This window comes from Serratia sp. CY43202 (genome assembly GCF_052168755.1).
Lineage (GTDB): Bacteria > Pseudomonadota > Gammaproteobacteria > Enterobacterales > Enterobacteriaceae > Serratia > Serratia bockelmannii.
The window spans coordinates 158,076-176,696 of the sequence record NZ_JBJNMB010000009.1 but is presented as its reverse complement, the minus strand read 5'-3'; the positions used below and the strand labels follow the sequence as shown (position 1 = coordinate 176,696).

15 protein-coding genes are annotated in these 18,621 nt (G+C 63.0%); 14 read left to right on the top strand and 1 reads right to left on the bottom strand.

Going from position 1 to position 18,621, the window contains the following annotated elements; genetic code table 11:
- From qseG to ACJ8J5_RS19360, 13 genes are all read left to right on the top strand, one after another.
- Positions 1-873: a two-component system QseEF-associated lipoprotein QseG gene (gene qseG / locus ACJ8J5_RS19420; protein WP_197811325.1), complete on the top strand. Its 873-nt coding sequence runs from the start codon at positions 1-3 to the stop codon at positions 871-873.
- Positions 870-2,210, top strand: coding sequence for a two-component system response regulator GlrR (gene glrR, locus ACJ8J5_RS19415; RefSeq protein WP_025303931.1), 1,341 nt, complete (start codon positions 870-872; stop codon positions 2,208-2,210). The genes qseG and glrR overlap by 4 nt, the downstream gene beginning before the upstream one ends.
- 130 nt (positions 2,211-2,340) lie before the next feature.
- Positions 2,341-3,963, top strand: a complete 1,623-nt coding sequence (locus ACJ8J5_RS19410; RefSeq protein ID WP_049204912.1) for an NAD+ synthase — start codon at positions 2,341-2,343, stop codon at positions 3,961-3,963.
- An 11-nt stretch (positions 3,964-3,974) separates the two neighbouring features.
- Entirely contained in the window at positions 3,975-4,313 is a 339-nt protein-coding gene (gene glnB, locus ACJ8J5_RS19405; RefSeq protein ID WP_004847623.1) for a nitrogen regulatory protein P-II, read from the top strand.
- 204 nt (positions 4,314-4,517) lie between these two features.
- Positions 4,518-5,441: a LysR substrate-binding domain-containing protein gene (locus ACJ8J5_RS19400; RefSeq protein WP_038874511.1), complete on the top strand. Its 924-nt coding sequence runs from the start codon at positions 4,518-4,520 to the stop codon at positions 5,439-5,441.
- Between the two features lie 115 nt (positions 5,442-5,556).
- The gene (locus ACJ8J5_RS19395; protein WP_141967186.1) at positions 5,557-7,020 is read left to right on the top strand and encodes a gamma-aminobutyraldehyde dehydrogenase; all 1,464 of its coding nucleotides are present in this window, start codon (positions 5,557-5,559) and stop codon (positions 7,018-7,020) included.
- 73 nt (positions 7,021-7,093) lie between these two features.
- Positions 7,094-8,248, top strand: a complete 1,155-nt coding sequence (ydcS, locus tag ACJ8J5_RS19390; RefSeq protein ID WP_025303928.1) for a putative ABC transporter substrate-binding protein YdcS — start codon at positions 7,094-7,096, stop codon at positions 8,246-8,248.
- 53 nt (positions 8,249-8,301) lie between these two features.
- Entirely contained in the window at positions 8,302-9,330 is a 1,029-nt protein-coding gene (locus tag ACJ8J5_RS19385; protein ID WP_015378790.1) for an ABC transporter ATP-binding protein, read from the top strand.
- Between the two features lies 1 nt (position 9,331).
- Positions 9,332-10,276, top strand: coding sequence for an ABC transporter permease (locus ACJ8J5_RS19380; RefSeq protein ID WP_033644105.1), 945 nt, complete (start codon positions 9,332-9,334; stop codon positions 10,274-10,276).
- Positions 10,266-11,072 (top strand): ABC transporter permease, encoded by an 807-nt coding sequence (locus ACJ8J5_RS19375; RefSeq protein ID WP_004941378.1) that lies wholly within the window; start codon positions 10,266-10,268, stop codon positions 11,070-11,072. Before ACJ8J5_RS19380 ends, ACJ8J5_RS19375 begins: the two co-directional genes overlap by 11 nt.
- 35 nt (positions 11,073-11,107) lie before the next feature.
- Positions 11,108-12,532, top strand: coding sequence for an aminobutyraldehyde dehydrogenase (gene patD, locus ACJ8J5_RS19370; RefSeq protein ID WP_197769677.1), 1,425 nt, complete (start codon positions 11,108-11,110; stop codon positions 12,530-12,532).
- Between the two features lie 85 nt (positions 12,533-12,617).
- Positions 12,618-14,528: an NAD(P)-binding protein gene (locus ACJ8J5_RS19365; protein WP_197811323.1), complete on the top strand. Its 1,911-nt coding sequence runs from the start codon at positions 12,618-12,620 to the stop codon at positions 14,526-14,528.
- Entirely contained in the window at positions 14,525-15,709 is a 1,185-nt protein-coding gene (locus ACJ8J5_RS19360) for a c-type cytochrome (RefSeq protein ID WP_197811322.1), read from the top strand. Before ACJ8J5_RS19365 ends, ACJ8J5_RS19360 begins: the two co-directional genes overlap by 4 nt.
- Before the next feature lie 37 nt (positions 15,710-15,746).
- Here ACJ8J5_RS19360 and hmpA read toward each other — a convergent pair whose 3' ends face one another.
- The gene (gene hmpA / locus ACJ8J5_RS19355) at positions 15,747-16,937 is read right to left on the bottom strand and encodes an NO-inducible flavohemoprotein (protein ID WP_197769676.1); all 1,191 of its coding nucleotides are present in this window, start codon (positions 16,935-16,937) and stop codon (positions 15,747-15,749) included.
- 357 nt (positions 16,938-17,294) lie between these two features.
- Between hmpA and glyA the strand changes: the two genes are divergently transcribed.
- On the top strand, positions 17,295-18,548 hold the full coding sequence (gene glyA, locus ACJ8J5_RS19350; RefSeq protein ID WP_025303922.1) for a serine hydroxymethyltransferase: 1,254 nt from the start codon (positions 17,295-17,297) through the stop codon (positions 18,546-18,548).
- Positions 18,549-18,621 lie beyond the last annotated feature (73 nt).

Sequence of the window (18,621 nt, the reverse complement as noted above, 5' to 3'; positions counted from 1 at the left end):
ATGTACACATGGTCTAAGCGCCTTCGTCTTTCACAGACCGAACGTTCACCGCGTGCCACGCACAGAGCGCCGCTCGGCAAACGCCCGATCAGCTGGTTGGGTGCCGTCTTCTTTATGCCGCTGTTGCTGGCGGGCTGCGTCGATCGCGCCGTCAGCGGCGGCCTGAACGCTCAGCAGCAAGAGGCGATCCCGGATACCAAGGTGATCGATTACCGCACCGCGGCTTGCGATACCCTGTGGCAGTTGGACGACAAGGATGCGCTGGATAATGCGCTCTACTGGCTGCGCGCGATGGACTGCGCCGATCGCATCGGCTCGACCCAGGCGCGCGCGCTGGCGAAAACGGTGCCTGGTGACAGCTGGTCCGGCGTTTTCAAACAGAGCATCCTGCTGGGTAGCGCACAGCCGACCTCCGGCGAACGCCGCCAGATGATCGACAGGATCAACAGCTACCGGATGGAGTTCCCCGGCTCGCTGCGTGCACTGACGCAGCTGTGGCGCCAGCAGCAGATGCTGCAGATCACGCTGTTCGATGAGAAAGCGCGTTATCAGCATCTGCAGGAGAGCAGCGACAGCCAGATCGATTCGCTGCGCCAGAGCCAGGCGCGTTTGCAATCGCAGCTGCAGGACACCTCGCGCAAGCTGGAAAACCTGACCGACATCGAGCGCCAGCTCTCTTCGCGCAAGCAGCTGCAAGGGGAAATCCCGGACAACGGCGCGGGCTCGCAAAAGGGCGAAGCCGCCGGTAAAAACGGCGCGGGCGCCAAAGGGGCTGAGCCGCAGGACGAGCCGGAAAAGGGCACCGCGCTGCCGGTTGAACCGGAAGACACCTATACGCCGCCCCCTGCCAATAAGGAGTCCCACGCGCAATGACCGCACGCAAACCGGCCAACCTGTTATTGGTTGACGACGATCCCAGCCTGCTGAAGCTGCTGGGCATGCGTCTGACCAGCGAAGGTTTTCACGTCACCACCGCCGAAAGCGGCCAGGAAGCGCTGCGCCTGCTGGCGCGCGAACAGATCGATCTGGTGATCAGCGATCTGCGTATGGACGAGATGGACGGCATGGCGCTGTTCGCCGAGATCCAAAAACATCAGCCGGGCATGCCGGTGATCATTCTCACCGCGCACGGTTCGATTCCCGATGCGGTGGCCGCCACCCAGCAAGGGGTGTTCAGCTTCCTCACCAAACCGGTGGATCGCGATGCGCTGTACAAGGCCATCGACGAGGCGCTCGCGCTGTCGGCCACCCCGGCCGGCGACGAGGCCTGGCGGGAAGACATCGTCACCCGCAGCCCGCTGATGCTGCGCCTGCTGGAGCAGGTGAAAATGGTGGCGCAGTCCGACGTCAGCGTGTTGATCAACGGCCAGAGCGGCACCGGCAAAGAGGTGGTGGCGCAGGCGATCCACGCCGCCAGCCCGCGCGCCGGCAAGGCGTTCATCGCCATCAACTGCGGCGCGCTGCCGGAGCAGCTGCTGGAGTCCGAACTGTTCGGCCACGCCAAGGGCGCCTTTACCGGCGCGGTCAGCAGCCGCGAGGGGCTGTTCCAGGCGGCGGCGGGCGGCACGCTGTTCCTCGACGAAATCGGCGATATGCCGCTGTCGCTGCAGGTGAAGTTGCTGCGTGTGCTGCAGGAGCGCAAGGTGCGGCCGCTGGGCAGCAACCGCGATCTGGACATCGACGTGCGCATCATCTCCGCCACCCACCGCGATCTGCAAAAGGCGATGGCGAAGAACGAGTTCCGCGAGGATCTCTACTACCGCCTCAACGTGGTGAACCTGAAGATCCCGGCGCTCAACGAGCGCGCCGAAGACATTCCGCTGCTGGCCAACCACCTGTTGCGCGAAGCGGCTCAGCGGCACAAGCCGTTCGTGCGCAGCTTCTCGACCGACGCCATGAAGCGGCTGATGACCGCCAGCTGGCCGGGCAACGTGCGTCAGCTGGTCAACGTCATCGAGCAGTGCGTGGCGCTGACCTCGGCGCCGGTGATCAGCGAAGCCCTGGTGGAGCAAGCGCTGGAAGGGGAAAACACCGCGCTGCCGACCTTTGCCGAAGCGCGCAACCAGTTTGAGTTGCACTACCTGCGCAAGCTGCTGCAGATCACCAAGGGCAACGTGACCCAGGCCGCACGCATGGCGGGCCGCAACCGCACCGAGTTTTACAAATTGCTGTCGCGCCATGAGCTGGACGCCAACGATTTCAAAGAATGACAGATTCCCGCCGGTGCCTGCCACGCAGGTTCTCAACAAATCCGGCGGAATGATTTACACTCCGTTCTCTTTGCCGCGGCGCGCCCCGGCGTAGAGCACCATGGAACGTATTAAGCGGGATCGTACACAAATGAGCAGATCACTTTCCATCGCCCTGGCCCAGCTGAACCTGCTGGTCGGCGACATTGAAGGCAACACCGAACGCATGTTGCAAATCGTGCAGGAGCAGCAGAAGGCGGGAGCCGATCTGGTCATGTTCAGCGAACTGGCGCTGTCCGGCTACCCGCCGGAAGACCTGCTGTATCGCAATGATTTCTACCAGCGCTGCGACGCGCAGCTGCTGCGCCTGCAGCAGGCCTCCGCCGAGACGGCGATCCTGGTCGGCCACCCGTGGCGCGAAGGCGACAAGCTGTATAACGCGCTGTCGCTGTTTGCCGAAGGCCGCCTGCTGACCCGCTACTTCAAGCAGCAGCTGCCGAACTACGGCGTGTTTGATGAGAAGCGCTATTTCCACGCCGGCAACGACACCTGCGTGGTGGAGTTGAAAGGCTACCGTCTGGGGCTGCTGATTTGCGAAGATCTGTGGTTCCCTGAGCCGATCGACGCCGCCAAGGCGGCCGGCGCGGAGATTATCCTGTCGATCAATGCCTCGCCGTATAACCGCGAAAAACCATATATCCGTAAAACGCTGATGGCCGGCCACTGCCAGCGCACCCAGCTGCCGCTGGTGTACCTCAACCAGGTCGGCGGCCAGGATGAGCTGATCTTCGACGGCTGCTCCAAGGTATTCGACGCCGCCGGCACCATGACCCACCGTCTGGCGGCTTTCGACGAGCAGGTGACTCGTCTGGAATTCAACGAGCTGGCCGTGGTGCCGATGGCCGATCCGGCCGCTGAACTGCCGCAGCTGGCGCAGGTGTATCAGGCGCTGGTGCTGGCGGTGCGCGACTACGTGACCAAAAACGGCTTTAAAGGCGCGGTGCTGGGGCTGTCCGGCGGCATCGACTCGGCGCTGACGCTGGCGATCGCCGTGGATGCGTTGGGTAAAGACAAGGTGCAGGCGCTGATGATGCCGTTCCGCTATACCGCGGATATCAGCATCGCCGACGCCAAGGAAGAGGCGGAAATCCTCGGCGTGGAGTTCGATATCGTCTCCATCGAACCGATGTTCGACGCCTTTATGGGCCAGCTGTCGCCGATGTTCGCCGGCACCGAGCGTGACACCACCGAAGAAAACCTGCAGGCGCGTTGCCGCGGGGTGGTGCTGATGGCGCTGTCCAACAAACGCCGTAGCATCGTGCTGACCACCGGTAACAAGAGCGAAATGGCGGTGGGTTACGCCACGCTGTACGGCGATATGGCCGGCGGTTTCGACGTGCTGAAAGACGTGCCGAAAACGCTGGTGTTCAAGCTGTCCGAATACCGTAATACCGTCTCCTACGTGATCCCGCAGCGGGTGATCGATCGTCCGCCGTCCGCCGAGCTGGCGCCGGATCAGGTCGATCAGGACAGCCTGCCGCCGTACGATATTCTGGATGCGATCCTGGAAGGCTACGTTGAGCGCGACAAGTCGGTTGCCGATCTGGTGGCCGACGGGTTCGACGAAGCGATCGTGCGCAAGGTGATCCGCCTGGTGGACATCAACGAATACAAGCGGCGTCAGGCCGCCGTCGGGCCGCGCATCACCGCCCGTAACTTCGGCAAAGACCGCCGCTACCCCATCACATCCGGTTTTGGCCGCAAAAATTGGTAAAAGGAAAGAAGATGAAAAAGATCGACGCGATTATCAAGCCGTTCAAACTGGATGACGTCCGCGAAGCGCTGGCCGAAGTGGGCATCACCGGCATGACGGTCACCGAAGTGAAAGGCTTCGGCCGCCAGAAGGGCCACACCGAGCTATACCGCGGTGCCGAGTACATGGTCGACTTTTTGCCTAAGGTGAAGATCGAGATCGTGGTTGCCGACGACATCGTTGACACCTGCGTGGAAACCATCATGCAGACCGCGCAGACCGGCAAGATCGGCGACGGAAAAATCTTCGTCTTCGACGTGGCGCGCGTGGTGCGCATCCGTACCGGCGAGCAGGACGAAGAAGCGATCTGATCCTCTGCCATCAAGGGCGCAGCGTGCTGCGCCCTTGTCATTTCTGTCCTCCGCGCATCATGCTTCTTCGCCTCGCCGTTTCCCCCTTTTTGCCTGTCAGCATTCTAAAAAAGCGAACGCTATCGCGTTTTTGATACTTTTCCCGATCGCTTCGTGGCCGGCGTCTACACTCAACGCAATGTTTTTGCTTGAGGAATCCCCCCCATGATGACGTTACGCCAAATCCGCCACTTCATCGCCGTGGCGGAAACCGGGTCGATCTCCGCCGGCGCCCAGGCGGTGTTTGTCTCCCAGTCTTCGCTGACGCTCGCGATCCAGCAGCTGGAAACCGAGATCGGCGTGCGGCTGTTCGATCGCCACGCCAAGGGTATGACGCTGACCCATCAGGGGCATCAGTTTCTGCGCCAGTCGTATCTGATCCTGGCGACGGTGGACAACGCCAAGCGCAGCCTGCAGATCGGCACCGAAAGCCTGACCGGCAAGCTGACCGTCGGCGTCACCAGCCTGGTGGCCGGCTACTTCCTGGTGGAGCTGCTCACGCGCTTTAAATCGGCCTATCCCAACGTCACCGTGCAGGTGGTTGAAGACGAACGCCCGTATATCGAGCATCTGCTGGTCAGCGGCGAGATCGACATCGGCGTGCTGATCCTGTCGAACATCGAAGACCGCGACGCGCTGCAGACCGAGGTGCTGATGCACTCGCCGTATCGCCTGTGGCTGCCGCCGCTGCACCCGCTGCTGGAGCACGAGAGCATCAGCCTGGCGGACGTGGCCAAACAGCCGCTGATCCAGCTCAACGCCGATGAAATGGACGTGCACGCGCGGCGCATTTGGTCGCGCGCCGGGCTGAAACCGGAAATCGCCATGAAGACCGCCTCGACTGAGGCGGTGCGCAGCCTGGTGGCGGCGGGGATGGGGGTGTCTATCCAGCCGGACATGGCGTACCGCGCCTGGTCGCTGGAGGGCAACATGATCGAGGCGCGCAAGCTGGACGATCTGCTGGAGCCGCTGGACATCGGGTTGGCGTGGCGGCGCGGCAGCGCACGGCCGGAGCTGGTGACGCCGTTCCTTACCATCGCGCGCGAGAACGGCAGCAAACACGCCGCCGGGCTTAAGCATTCGATTTAATCGAACGCGGCGTTCAGTATTTAGAATTTGTTGCCCGCCAGAGGCTCGCTTAGGCTGATTAAAACTAACTTATTCACATTTGGTTAACGTTTTTGTCACTTAGGGGCGTCAGGCGATGGCAGATGTGCAGTTTCTCTCGGGTTTGTCCTGTCAGCAGTTCATTAACGGTCAGCTTATCGACGGCGAAGGCCAGCAGGAATGCATCGTCAATCCGGCCAACGGCGAGACGCTGATCGCCCTGACCGAAGCCTCTTCGGCGCAGGTCGGCGGCGCGGTGAAAGCCGCGCAGCAGGCGTTCGGCCACTGGTCGCGCACCACGCCGGCCCAGCGCGCCGCTCTGTTGCTGCGCATCGCCGACGCCATCGAGCGGCAGGCGCCGCAGCTGGCGCAGCTGGAAGCCCTCAACTGCGGAAAACCGCTGCATCAGGCGCTCAATGACGATCTGCCGGCGGCGGTTGACGTGTTCCGCTTCTTCGCCGGCGCGGTGCGCACGCAGCAAGGGCAGCTGGCCGGCGAGTATGTGCCCGGCCACACCTCGATGATCCGCCGCGATCCGATCGGCGTGGTGGCCTCGATCGCCCCCTGGAACTATCCGCTGATGATGGCGGCGTGGAAAATCGCGCCGGCGCTGGCGGCGGGCAATACCGTGGTGTTTAAACCCTCCGAACATACGCCGCTGACCATTCTGGCGCTGGTGCCGGCGCTGCAGGAGATCCTGCCGCCGGGCGTGCTGAATATCGTCTACGGCGGCGGTGAAGGAGTCGGCAGCCAGCTGGTGGGGCACCCGCAGGTGCGGCTGGTGTCGGTCACCGGCGATATCGTCACCGGGCAAAAAATTCTTCAGGCGGCGGCCAAAAGCGTCAAGCGCACCCACCTGGAACTGGGGGGCAAGGCGCCGGTGATCGTCTGCGACGACGCCGATCTCGACGAGGTGGTCAACGGCATTCGCACCTACGGCTATTACAACGCCGGCCAGGACTGCACCGCCGCCTGCCGCATCTACGCGCAGGCGGGTATCTATCCCAAGCTGGTGGACGCGCTGGGCGAGGCGGTCGCCAGCCTGCGCTTCGCCCGCAAGCGCGATCAGGACAACGAGATCGGCCCGTTGATAAGTAGCCGCCAGCGCGATCGCGTCGCCAGCTTCGTCGAGCGCGCGCTCAGCCAACCGCATATCGAATTGATCACCGGCGCCGCGGCCCACTCCGGGCCGGGGTTCTACTACCAGCCGACCCTGCTGGCGGGCTGCCTGCAAAGCGACGAAATCGTGCAGCGCGAGGTGTTCGGCCCGGTGGTCAGCGTCACGCGCTTCGAGCATCTGGAGCAGGCGGTCGAGTGGGCCAACGACTCGGAATACGGGCTGGCTTCGTCGGTGTGGACGCAAAATATCGATCGGGCGCTGCACATTGCCGCCCATCTGCAGTACGGCAGCACCTGGATCAACACCCATTTCACCTTGGCGAGCGAGATGCCGCACGGCGGCCTGAAACGCTCCGGCTACGGCAAGGATCTGTCCAGCGATTCGCTGCAGGATTACAGCGTTGTCAGGCACGTAATGGCGAAGTTCAAAGCCAGCTTCTAGCGGTTCTATAAAGCAAAATCGGGCGGCAGCCGTTCCCTGCCGCACACAGATACGCAACACAGGGGTAATTACGATGAGAAAAACTACCGCAGTCACCACCACCGTCTCCGCGCTCTGTCTCACCGTGCTGTGCGGCCTGGCCCAGGCGGCCGATCTGCCGCAGTCACTGGGCAAAGGCGAAGGCCGGCTGGATATCATCGCCTGGCCCGGTTACATCGAACGCGGCCAGTCCGACAAAAACTACGACTGGGTCACCCAGTTTGAGAAGCAAACCGGCTGCGCGGTGAACGTGAAGACCGCCGCTACCTCCGATGAAATGGTCAGCCTGATGGCCAAAGGCGGCTACGATCTGGTGACCGCCTCCGGCGACGCCTCGCTGCGCCTGATCTTCGGCAAGCGGGTGCAGCCGATCAACACCGCGCTGATCCCGAACTGGAAGAACATCGATCCGCGCCTGCTGAACGGCGCCTGGTACACCGTGGACGGCAAAACCTACGGCACGCCGTACCAGTGGGGGCCAAACCTGCTGATGTACAACACCAAAACCTTCCCGACGCCGCCGGACAGCTGGGCGGTGATCTTCCAGCAGCAGAACCTGCCGGACGGCAAGAGCAACCAGGGGCGGGTGCAGGCTTACGACGGCCCGATCTACATCGCCGACGCGGCGCTGTTCCTGAAGGCCACCCAGCCGCAGCTCGGCATCAGCGATCCTTATCAGCTCAACGAAGAGCAGTATCAGGCGGCGCTGAAGCTGCTGCGCAGCCAGCACGCGCTGATCCACCGCTACTGGCACGATACCTCGGTGCAGATGAGCGACTTTAAAAACGAAGGCGTGGTGGCTTCCAGCGCCTGGCCGTATCAGGCCAACGCCCTGAAGGGCGAGGGGCAGCCGATCGCCACCGTGTTCCCGAAAGAGGGCGTGACCGGCTGGGCGGATACCACCATGTTGCACAGCGACGCCAAACACCCGAGCTGCGCCTACCAGTGGATGAACTGGTCGCTGGAGCCGAAGGTGCAGGGCGACGTGGCGGCCTGGTTCGGGTCGGTGCCGGCTTCGCCGGCGGGCTGCAAGGCCAGCGCGCTGCTGGGTGAGAAGGGCTGCGAAACCAACGGCTTCAACCAGTTCGACAAAATCGCCTTCTGGAAAACGCCGCAGGCGCAGGGCGGCAAGTTCGTGCCGTACAGCCGTTGGACCCAGGACTACATCGCCATCATGGGCGGCCGCTAAGCCGCGGGGCGCAGCCCGCTGCGCCCGAATCACATCCGTATGGAGCACAGAAAATGACCATTGCCGTGCAATTCATCGATGTTTCGCGGACTTTCGGCGATGTTCGCGCCGTGGATCGGGTATCCATCGATATTCAGGACGGGGAATTCTTCTCCATGCTCGGGCCGTCCGGCTCGGGCAAAACCACCTGCCTGCGCCTGATCGCCGGCTTTGAACAGCTCACTTCCGGCTCGATTCGCATCCACGGTCAGGAAGCCGCCAACCTACCGCCGTACCAGCGCGACGTGAACACCGTGTTTCAGGATTACGCGCTGTTTCCGCACATGTCGGTGCTGGAAAACGTCGCCTACGGTCTGATGGTGAAGGGCGTCGCCAAACGCGAGCGGCTGGCGCGGGCGCAAGAGGCGCTGGAGAGCGTGGCGCTCGGTTTCGTTGCCGAACGCAAACCGGCGCACTTGTCGGGCGGCCAGCGTCAGCGCGTGGCGTTGGCGCGCGCGCTGGTCAATCGGCCGCGGGTGCTGCTGCTGGACGAGCCGCTCGGCGCGCTGGATCTCAAGCTGCGCGAGCAGATGCAGGGCGAGCTGAAGAAGCTGCAGCGCCAGCTGGGCATCACCTTTATCTTCGTCACCCACGATCAAAGCGAAGCGCTGTCGATGTCCGATCGGGTGGCGGTGTTCAATAACGGCCGCATCGAACAGGTGGATACGCCGCGCGAGCTTTACATGCGGCCGAAGACGCCGTTCGTCGCCGAGTTCGTCGGCACCTCCAACGTGGTACGTAGCGAGCTGGCGCAGCGCCTGCTCGGCGAAAGTCGAACCTTCTCGATCCGGCCGGAACATATCCGCCTGCTGGAGCAAGGCGGCGCGGCGCAGGACGAGATCCAGGTGCAGGGCACGCTGCAGGAAATCCATTACCAGGGCGCGGCCACGCGGTATGAAATCGCGCTGAACGGCGGCGAAAAGCTGCTGGTCAGCCAGGCCAATCCGCAGTGGATCGCCGAAGGGCAACAGCGGCAGATCGGCCAGCCGATCGTCGCCTGCTGGCCGCGCGCGGCGATGGTGCCGCTGCTGGAGGAGAGGTGAGATGGACATGAGCATCGATTCCCCTTCGGCGCGCGGCGGCACCGTGCGCGCGCTGTCGACCTGGCTTTATCGCCGGCCGACGCTGTATCTGCTTTTGCTGCTGGTGCCGCCGCTGCTGTGGTTCGGCGCGGTGTACCTCGGTTCGCTGCTGACGCTGCTGTGGCAAGGATTTTACACCTTCGACGATTTCACCATGGCGGTGACGCCGGATCTGACCTTCGCCAACCTCGCGGCGCTGTTCAACCCGGCCAACTACGACATCATCCTGCGCACGCTGACCATGGCGGTGCTGGTGTCGCTGGCCAGCGCGGCGCTGGCGTTCCCCATCGCCTATTACATGGCGCGTTACACCAGCGGCCGCGTCAAGGCGTTCTTTTACATCGCCGTGATGATGCCGATGTGGGCCAGCTATATCGTCAAAGCCTATGCCTGGACCCTGCTGCTGGCGAAAGACGGCGTGGCGCAGTGGTTCCTGCAGCACCTGGGGCTGGAGCCGCTGTTGGCTTCGTTGCTGACGGTGCCCGGCGTCGGCGGCAACACGCTGTCGACCTCGGGGCTGGGGCGTTTTCTGGTGTTCGTCTATATTTGGCTGCCGTTCATGATCCTGCCGATCCAGGCGGCGCTGGAGCGCCTGCCGCCCTCGCTGCTGCATGCCTCAGCGGATCTGGGCGCGCGACCGGCGCAGACTTTCCGCCACGTTATTTTGCCGCTGGCGGTGCCGGGTATCGCCGCCGGATCGATCTTCACCTTCTCGCTGACGCTGGGCGACTTTATCGTGCCGCAGCTGGTGGGGCCGCCGGGCTATTTCATCGGCAGCATGGTGTACGCCCAGCAGGGCGCGATCGGCAATATGCCGATGGCTGCGGCCTTTACGCTGGTGCCGATCGTCCTGATCGCCATCTACCTTTCCATCGTCAAACGTCTGGGGGCTTTCGATGCACTCTGAACGCGCGCCCTTAGGGCTGAAGCTGGCCGCCTGGGGCGGACTTGTCTTCCTGCATTTCCCGTTGGCGATCATCGCCATCTATGCCTTCAACACCGAGGATGCGGCCTTCAGCTTCCCGCCGAAGGGCTTCACGCTGCACTGGTTTAACGTCGCCGCCGGGCGGCAGGACATCCTCGATGCGGTACTGCTGTCGGCGCAGATCGCCTGCCTGGCGACCGCCATCGCGCTGGTGCTCGGCACCCTGGCGGCGGCGGCGCTGTATCGGCGCGATTTCTTCGGCAAGGACAGCATTTCGCTGCTGCTGCTGCTGCCGATCGCGCTGCCGGGGATCGTCACCGGCCTGGCGCTGCTGGCGGCGTTCAAGGCGCTGAACATCGAGCCGGGCATCCTGACCATCGTCGTCGGCCATGCGACGTTCTGCGTGGTGATCGTGTTCAACAATGTCATCGCCCGGTTCCGCCGCACCTCGTACAGCTTGATCGAAGCGTCGATGGATCTCGGCGCCGACGGCTGGCAAACCTTCCGTTACGTGATCTTGCCGAACCTCGGCTCGGCGCTGCTGGCCGGCGGCATGCTGGCGTTTGCGCTGTCGTTCGACGAAATCATCGTGACCACCTTTACCGCCGGCCACGAGCGCACGCTGCCGCTGTGGCTGCTGAACCAGCTCGGCCGCCCGCGCGACGTGCCGATCACCAACGTGGTGGCGCTGTCGGTGATGCTGTTGACCATGCTGCCGATCCTCGGCGCTTACTACCTGACCAAAGGTGGAGAAAGCGTCGCCGGCAGCGGCAAATAATTTCCTTACCCGACCTCTGATAAAAGGATAACCCTATGCAAAGCCAACTGTTGATTGACGGCCAACTGGTGAATGGCCAGGGCGCGACCCAGCCGGTGTATAACCCGGCGACCGGCGAAGTGATCGCGCAGGTGGCGGAGGCCAGCCCGGAGCAGGTCGATCGCGCGGTGCTGGCGGCGGATGCCGCGTTCGTCGCCTGGGGGCAAACAACGCCGAAGGAGCGCGCCGAGCATCTGCTCAAGCTGGCAGATCTGATCGACGAGCATGCCGAGACCTTCGCCAGGCTGGAGTCGCTCAACTGCGGCAAGCCTTATCACTGCGTATTGAATGACGAACTGCCGGCGGTGGCCGACGTGTTTCGCTTCTTCGCCGGGGCCAGCCGCTGCCTGACCGGCATGGCCGCCGGCGAGTATCTGGCCGGGCATACCTCGATGATCCGCCGCGATCCGCTCGGCGTGGTGGCTTCGATCGCCCCGTGGAACTACCCGCTGATGATGGCGGCCTGGAAACTGGCGCCGGCGCTGGCGGCGGGCAACTGCGTGGTGATCAAGCCGTCGGAGCAAACGCCGCTGACCACTTTCAAACTGGCCGAACTGGCCGCCGGGCTGTTCCCGCCGGGCGTGCTCAACGTGCTGTTCGGCCGCGGCGCCGGCGTCGGCGATCGGCTGACCGGGCATGACAAGGTGCGCATGGTGTCGCTGACCGGCTCGATCGCCACCGGCGAGCACATCATCGCCCACACCGCCGCCGGCATTAAGCGTACCCATATGGAGCTGGGCGGCAAGGCGCCGGTGCTGGTGTTCGACGACGCCGATCTGCAGCAGGTGGTGGACGGCATTCGCGGCTTCGGTTTCTACAACGCCGGGCAGGATTGCACCGCCGCCTGCCGCATCTACGCGCAGAAAAGCATTTATCCCGAGCTGGTGAAGCGGCTGGGCGAGGCGGTGGCCAGCCTGAAGATTGGTGCGCCGGACGACGAGAGCACCGAACTGGGGCCGTTGATTACCGCCCAGCATCTGGAGCGGGTGGCCGGTTTTGTCGAGCGCGCCAAAGCGTTGCCGCACGTGCAGGTGGTGACCGGCGGCGAGAAGGTGAAAGGGCCGGGTTACTATTTCCAGCCGACGCTGTTGGCCGGCGCGCGCCAGGACGATGAGATCGTGCAGCGCGAAGTGTTCGGCCCGGTGGTGACGGTGACGCCGTTTGACGATGAAGAGCAGGTGCTGGCCTGGGCGAATGAATCCAACTACGGGCTGGCGTCGTCCGTGTGGACCCGCGACGTGGGCCGCGCGCATCGCTTAAGCGCCCGGCTGCAATATGGCTGCACTTGGGTGAACACCCACTTCATGCTGGTGAGCGAAATGCCGCACGGCGGCCAGAAACTGTCCGGCTACGGCAAGGATATGTCGATGTACGGGCTGGAGGATTACACCGCCATTCGTCATGTGATGTTCAAACATTGATTTTACAATAATTATCCGCACAATAGCGCGGCCTTCGGGCCGGCCTCGGCCGGCCGATGATAATAAAAATTGAAAGGAAGCCTATATGGGTATCACCCGACGCGATTTTCTCAACGGGGTGGCGATCACCATCGCCGCCGGGTTGACGCCGCTGCAAATCTTGCGCGCGTCGCCGCAAACCGCCAATCAAACCCTGTACTATCCGCCAGCGCTGACCGGGCTGCGGGGCAACCATCCGGGCTCGTTCGAGCATGCGCACCAGCTGGGGCGCGACGGCAAAACCTTTGATTTCGGCAGCGTGCCCGCCGTTGAAGAGTTCGATCTGGTGGTGGTCGGCGCCGGCATCAGCGGGTTGGCGGCCGCCTGTTTCTGGCAGCAGCTGAAAGGCGAGCGGCAGCGCATTCTTTTGATCGACAACCATGACGACTTCGGCGGCCACGCCAAGCGCAACGAATTCAACACCGACGACGGCATGCTGCTCGGCTACGGCGGCAGTGAATCGCTGCAGTCGCCACGCTCCAACTTCAGCCCGGTGGCGATGGGGCTGCTGCGCAAGCTCGGCGTCGATATCGACCAACTGGAGCAGGCGTTTGACACCACCTTCTACCCGGATCTGAACCTGAGCCGTGGGGTTTACTTCGATCGCAAGAACTTCGGCGTCGACAAGGTGGTGAGCGGCGATCCGGGCCGCACGGTGGCGGACGACATTCCGCGCGATCGCCTCAACGGCCGCTCTTATGAAGCGTTCATCGGCGATTTCCCGCTGCCGGAAAGCGATCGCCAGGCGCTGATCGCGCTGCATACGGTGGAGAAAGATTATCTGCCGGAGATGACGCTGGAGCAGAAGGTCGAGTGGCTGGATACCCACAGCTACACCCAGTTCCTGCGTGAAAAAGTGGGCCTGAGCGAGCTGGCGATCCGGTATTTCCAACAGACCACCAACGACTTCCAGGCGGTGGGCATCGACGGCACCTCGTGCAGCGATGCGCGCATCTGCGATCTGCCGGGCCTCGGCGGCATGAATCTGCCGCCGCTGGACGAAGAGTCGCAGGCGGATCTCGACGATCCTTACGTGTTCCACTTCCCGGACGGCAACGCCACGCTGGCGCGCCTGATGGTGCGCAAACTGATCCCGGCGGTGGCGCCGGCCGGCAAAGACATGAACGACGTGGTGCTGGCCAAATTCGACTACAGCCAGCTCGATCGGCCGGAGTCGCCGGTGAAGCTGCGTTTAAACAGCACCGGGCTGCACGCGGCCAACGTCGGCGACAAGGTGGAAGTCACCTATATGACCGGCGAGAAGATGACCAAAGTGCGCGCCGGGCAGGTGGTGATGGCCGGCTACAACATGATGATCCCGTATCTGGTGCCGGAGATGTCGCACGAGCAGCAGGAGGCGCTGAAGCAGAACGTCAAGGCGCCGCTGGTGTACAGCAAGGTGGTGATCCGCAACTGGCAGCCGTTCATTAAGCTGGGCGTGCACGAAATTTATTCGCCGGCCGCGCCGTACAGCCGCGTGAAGCTGGACTACCCAGTGAGCATGGGCGGGTACCAGCACCCGCGCGATCCGGATCGGCCAATCGGCCTGCATATGGTCTATGTGCCGACGCTGCCGGGCAGCGGCCTCAGCCCGCGCGAGCAGTCGCGCAAAGGGCGCGCGCTGCTGCTGGGCACGCCGTTCGAGGTGCACGAGCAGATGATCCGCGAACAGCTACAGGGCATGCTGGGCGAGGCCGGTTTCGACCATCAGCGCGACATTCAGGCGATCACCGTCAACCGCTGGTCGCACGGTTACTCCTACTTCCTCAACGGGCTGTTTGACGACGAAGACGAAGCCAAGAAAATCATCGAAACGGCGCGGCAGCCGATCGGCAAGATCGTTATCGCCAACTCCGATTCCGACTGGAGCCCGTACGCCAACTCGGCGATCGATCAGGCGTGGCGCGCGGTGAACGAACTGGCCTACGGCAAGGTTGCCGCCAAGGAGGGAGCATGAGTCTGCGTTCGCTGTACCTGTTGAGCCTGCTGGCGGCCGGCGGCTCGGCCCAGGCGATGTCGGCCGGGGAATACGTCGCCAAAGCCGGCGACTGCACCGCCTGCCACACCGCGCCGGGCGGCGCTGAACTGGCGGGCGGCATGAAGTTCCCGACGCCGCTCGGGGCTATCTACGCCACCAACATCACGCCGGACAAGCTGCACGGCATCGGCGCCTATTCGTTCGAGGAGTTCGATCGCGCCATGCGCCAGGGGGTAGCCAAAGACGGCCACCGGCTCTACCCGGCGATGCCGTACACCTCCTACGCCAAAATGAGCGCGGAAGACATGCGCGCGCTGTATGACTACCTGATGAATGAGGTGCCGGCGCAGAACGTCGCCAACCGGGACAGTGACATCAGCTGGCCGCTGTCGATGCGCTGGCCGCTGGCGGTGTGGAACTCGCTGTTCCACGACGACCAGCCGTATCAGGCAGATCCGCAGCAAAGCGCCGAGTGGAACCGCGGCGCCTATCTGGTGCAGGGCGCGGGCCATTGCGGCAGCTGCCACACGCCGCGCGGCTGGGCGATGCAGGAGAAGGGCCTGGATGGCAAGGCGCCGGTATTCCTGAGCGGCGCCGAGCTGGACGGCTGGTACGCCTCCAATCTGCGCGGCCTGCCGCCGGAAGAGGTGACGGCGCTGCTGAAAACCGGGCGCAGCCGCCATGCGGCAGTCGCCGGGCCGATGAGCGAGGTGGTAACCCACAGCACGCAGTATCTCAGCGACGGCGATCTGAACGCCATCGCGGTGTACCTGCGCAGCCTGGCGCCGGACGCCGCCGCCAAAGCCGCTGCGCCAGCCACGCAGGCGGATAACCCGGGCGGAAAGGCGACCTATGCGATGTACTGCTCGACCTGCCACGGCAATAAGGGGGAGGGCACTGACTTCGCCATTCCGGCGCTGGCGGGCAATGCCACGGTAACGGCGGACAATCCGCTGACCGCGCTGCGGGTGGTGCTGGAGGGGGCGCATACGCCGATCACGCAGCAGGCGATGGCGTTTGACATGCCGGCTTATGGCTGGGCGTTGAACGATCGGCAGGCGGCCGATCTGATGAGCTACCTGCGGGGAAGCTGGGGCAACCAGGCGGCGCCGGTGACGGTGCAGCAGGTGCAGGACGCGCGCCAACTGCAGGCGAAATAAAGAGGGAGCGCGGTCTGACGGCCGCGCTCCGCAAGCATTACAGCACCTTATGCGGGCCGAAGCATTCGTAGTGGATGCGTTCGGCCTCTACGCCCATCTCCAGCAGCTGTTTGCCCACGAACTGCATGAAGGCCACCGGGCCGCAGAAGTAATAGTGCATCTGCGGATCGGCCAGGCTGCCTTGCAGCGCGCTCAAATCCATCAATCCGCGGCTGTGGTAGTCGCGGCCTTCCACGTCATCGGCACCCGGCTCGCGGTACCACACATGGCGGCTCAGATTCGGCATACGCCCGGCAATATCCGCTACCTCATCGGCAAAGGCGTGCACGCTGCCGTTTTCCGCCGCGTGCAGCCAGTGGACCTGCGCCTGATGTTGGTTGTCGTGCAGGGTGTTGAGCATGCCGAGCATCGGGGTTTGGCCGACGCCGGCGGAGATCAGCGCCACCGGCGTGGTCGGCGCCACGTCGAGGAAGAAGTCGCCGTGCGGCGGGGCGATGTAGATCACGTCGCCTTCCTGCGCCTGCTGGTGCAGGTAGTTGGACACTTTCCCCTGATCTTCGCGCTTCACCGCGATGCGGTAGAACTCGCCGTTTGGCGAGGTGGTCAGCGAGTACTGGCGAATTTCCTGATGCTCCAGGCTGTCGTGCTTGATGTAGATCGCCAGGTATTGCCCCGGTTTGAAGTCCGCCACCCGGCCGCCGTCCACCGGCGCCAGCACGAAACTGCAGATCACGTCGCTCTGCGGCTGTTTCTTCAGGATGCGGAATGCGCGCAGATCGCGCCAGCCGCCGTTGTCGGTTTCGCTCTGCTGATAAATCTGCTCTTCACGCTGGATAAATACGTTGGCCAGCACGCCGTAGGCCTTGCCCCAGGCGTCCAGGACTTCCTGGCCCGGGCTGAACATTTCGTCCAGGGTCGCCAGCAGGTGACCGCCGACGATGTTGTACTGCTCCGGCTGGATATTGAAGCTGGTGTGCTTCTGCGCGATGCGCTCCACCGCCGGCAGCAGCGCCGCCAGGTTCTCGATGTTGGCAGCATAGGCGCAGATGGCGTCGAACAGCGCCTGACGCTGATCGCCGTTGCGCTGGTTGCTCATGTTGAAAATGTCTTTCAATTCCGGGTTGTGCGCGAACATGCGATCGTAAAAGTGGGCGGTCAGCTTCGGCCCGGTCGCAGCCAGCAGGGGAATGGTGGATTTCACGGTGGCGATGGTTTGGCTATCCAGCATGGAAGCGCTCCTTGGGTTGGGATCTTGACGATAATTGTAATGATGTATTTTAAATGCATCTTATTGGGTTCCGCGTCGCTTGTAAATACCCTTGTTTTCGTTGCGGTGTTCTTCGGGCGTCGATCGCGCTCACAGAACATGAAAAAAGCGCATCGTTCGCATGAGGAAATGTCCGTTGATAAACGACGGCATTTAGCGGATCAAAGCCTTGCGCCACCTTATGCCAATCGTTTGCGTAAAAACCTCTGTCAAGACCTATCTTCGGTGGGGCGAAACGGTTTACACTGTGGCCCAGAACCCAAACGGGTAGTTATTTGGTGATTTTTTAGTTAGCTGATTTAAGTCAGGAGATGCCGGATGTTAAAGCGTGAAATGAACATTGCCGATTACGATGCGGAACTGTGGCGTGCCATGGAGCAGGAAGTGGTGCGTCAGGAAGAGCACATCGAGCTGATCGCGTCTGAGAACTACACCAGCCCGCGCGTGATGCAGGCTCAGGGTTCCCAGCTGACCAACAAATACGCTGAAGGCTATCCGGGCAAGCGTTACTACGGCGGCTGCGAATACGTGGATATCGTTGAGCAGCTGGCTATCGATCGTGCCAAAGAATTGTTCGGCGCCGATTACGCCAACGTGCAGCCGCACTCCGGCTCCCAGGCTAACTTCGCCGTGTACACCGCGCTGCTGCAGCCGGGCGACACCATTCTGGGCATGAACCTGGCGCACGGCGGCCACCTGACCCACGGTTCCCCGGTTAACCTGTCCGGCAAACTGTATAACGTGGTGCCTTATGGCATCGACGACAAAGGTCAAATCGACTATGACGATCTGGCCAAACAGGCGCAAACCCACAAGCCGAAAATGATCATCGGCGGCTTCTCCGCATACTCCGGCGTGGTTGACTGGGCCAAAATGCGCGAAATCGCCGACAGCATCGGCGCTTACCTGTTCGTCGACATGGCGCACGTGGCGGGCCTGATCGCCGCCGGCGTGTACCCGAACCCGGTACCGCACGCACACATCGTCACCACCACCACCCACAAAACCCTGGCGGGTCCGCGCGGCGGCCTGATCTTGGCGAAGGGCGGCGACGAAGAGCTGTACAAGAAGCTGAACTCCGCCGTGTTCCCTGGCGGCCAGGGCGGCCCGCTGATGCACGTGATCGCCGGCAAGGCGGTGGCGCTGAAAGAAGCGATGGAGCCTGAGTTCAAGGTTTACCAGCAGCAAGTGGCGGTCAACGCCAAGGCGATGGTGGACGTGTTCCTGCAGCGCGGCTACAAAGTGGTCTCCGGCGGCACCCATAACCACCTGTTCCTGCTGGATCTGGTCGATAAAAACCTGACCGGTAAAGAAGCGGACGCCGCCCTGGGCCGCGCCAACATCACCGTCAACAAAAACAGCGTGCCGAACGATCCGAAGAGCCCGTTCGTCACCTCCGGCGTGCGTATCGGCACCCCGGCCGTGACCCGTCGCGGCTTCAAAGAGGCTGACGTGCGCGAACTGGCCGGTTGGATCTGCGATGTGTTGGACAACATCAACGATGAAGCCACCATCGAACGCACCAAGAAGAAAGTACTGGATATCTGCGCCCGCCTGCCGGTTTACGCATAATCCCGCTTTTGCCTGATAAAACCCGCTGCGGCGGGTTTTTTTGTGGCCGCTCTCGGTAAACTGTGAGCTGTCT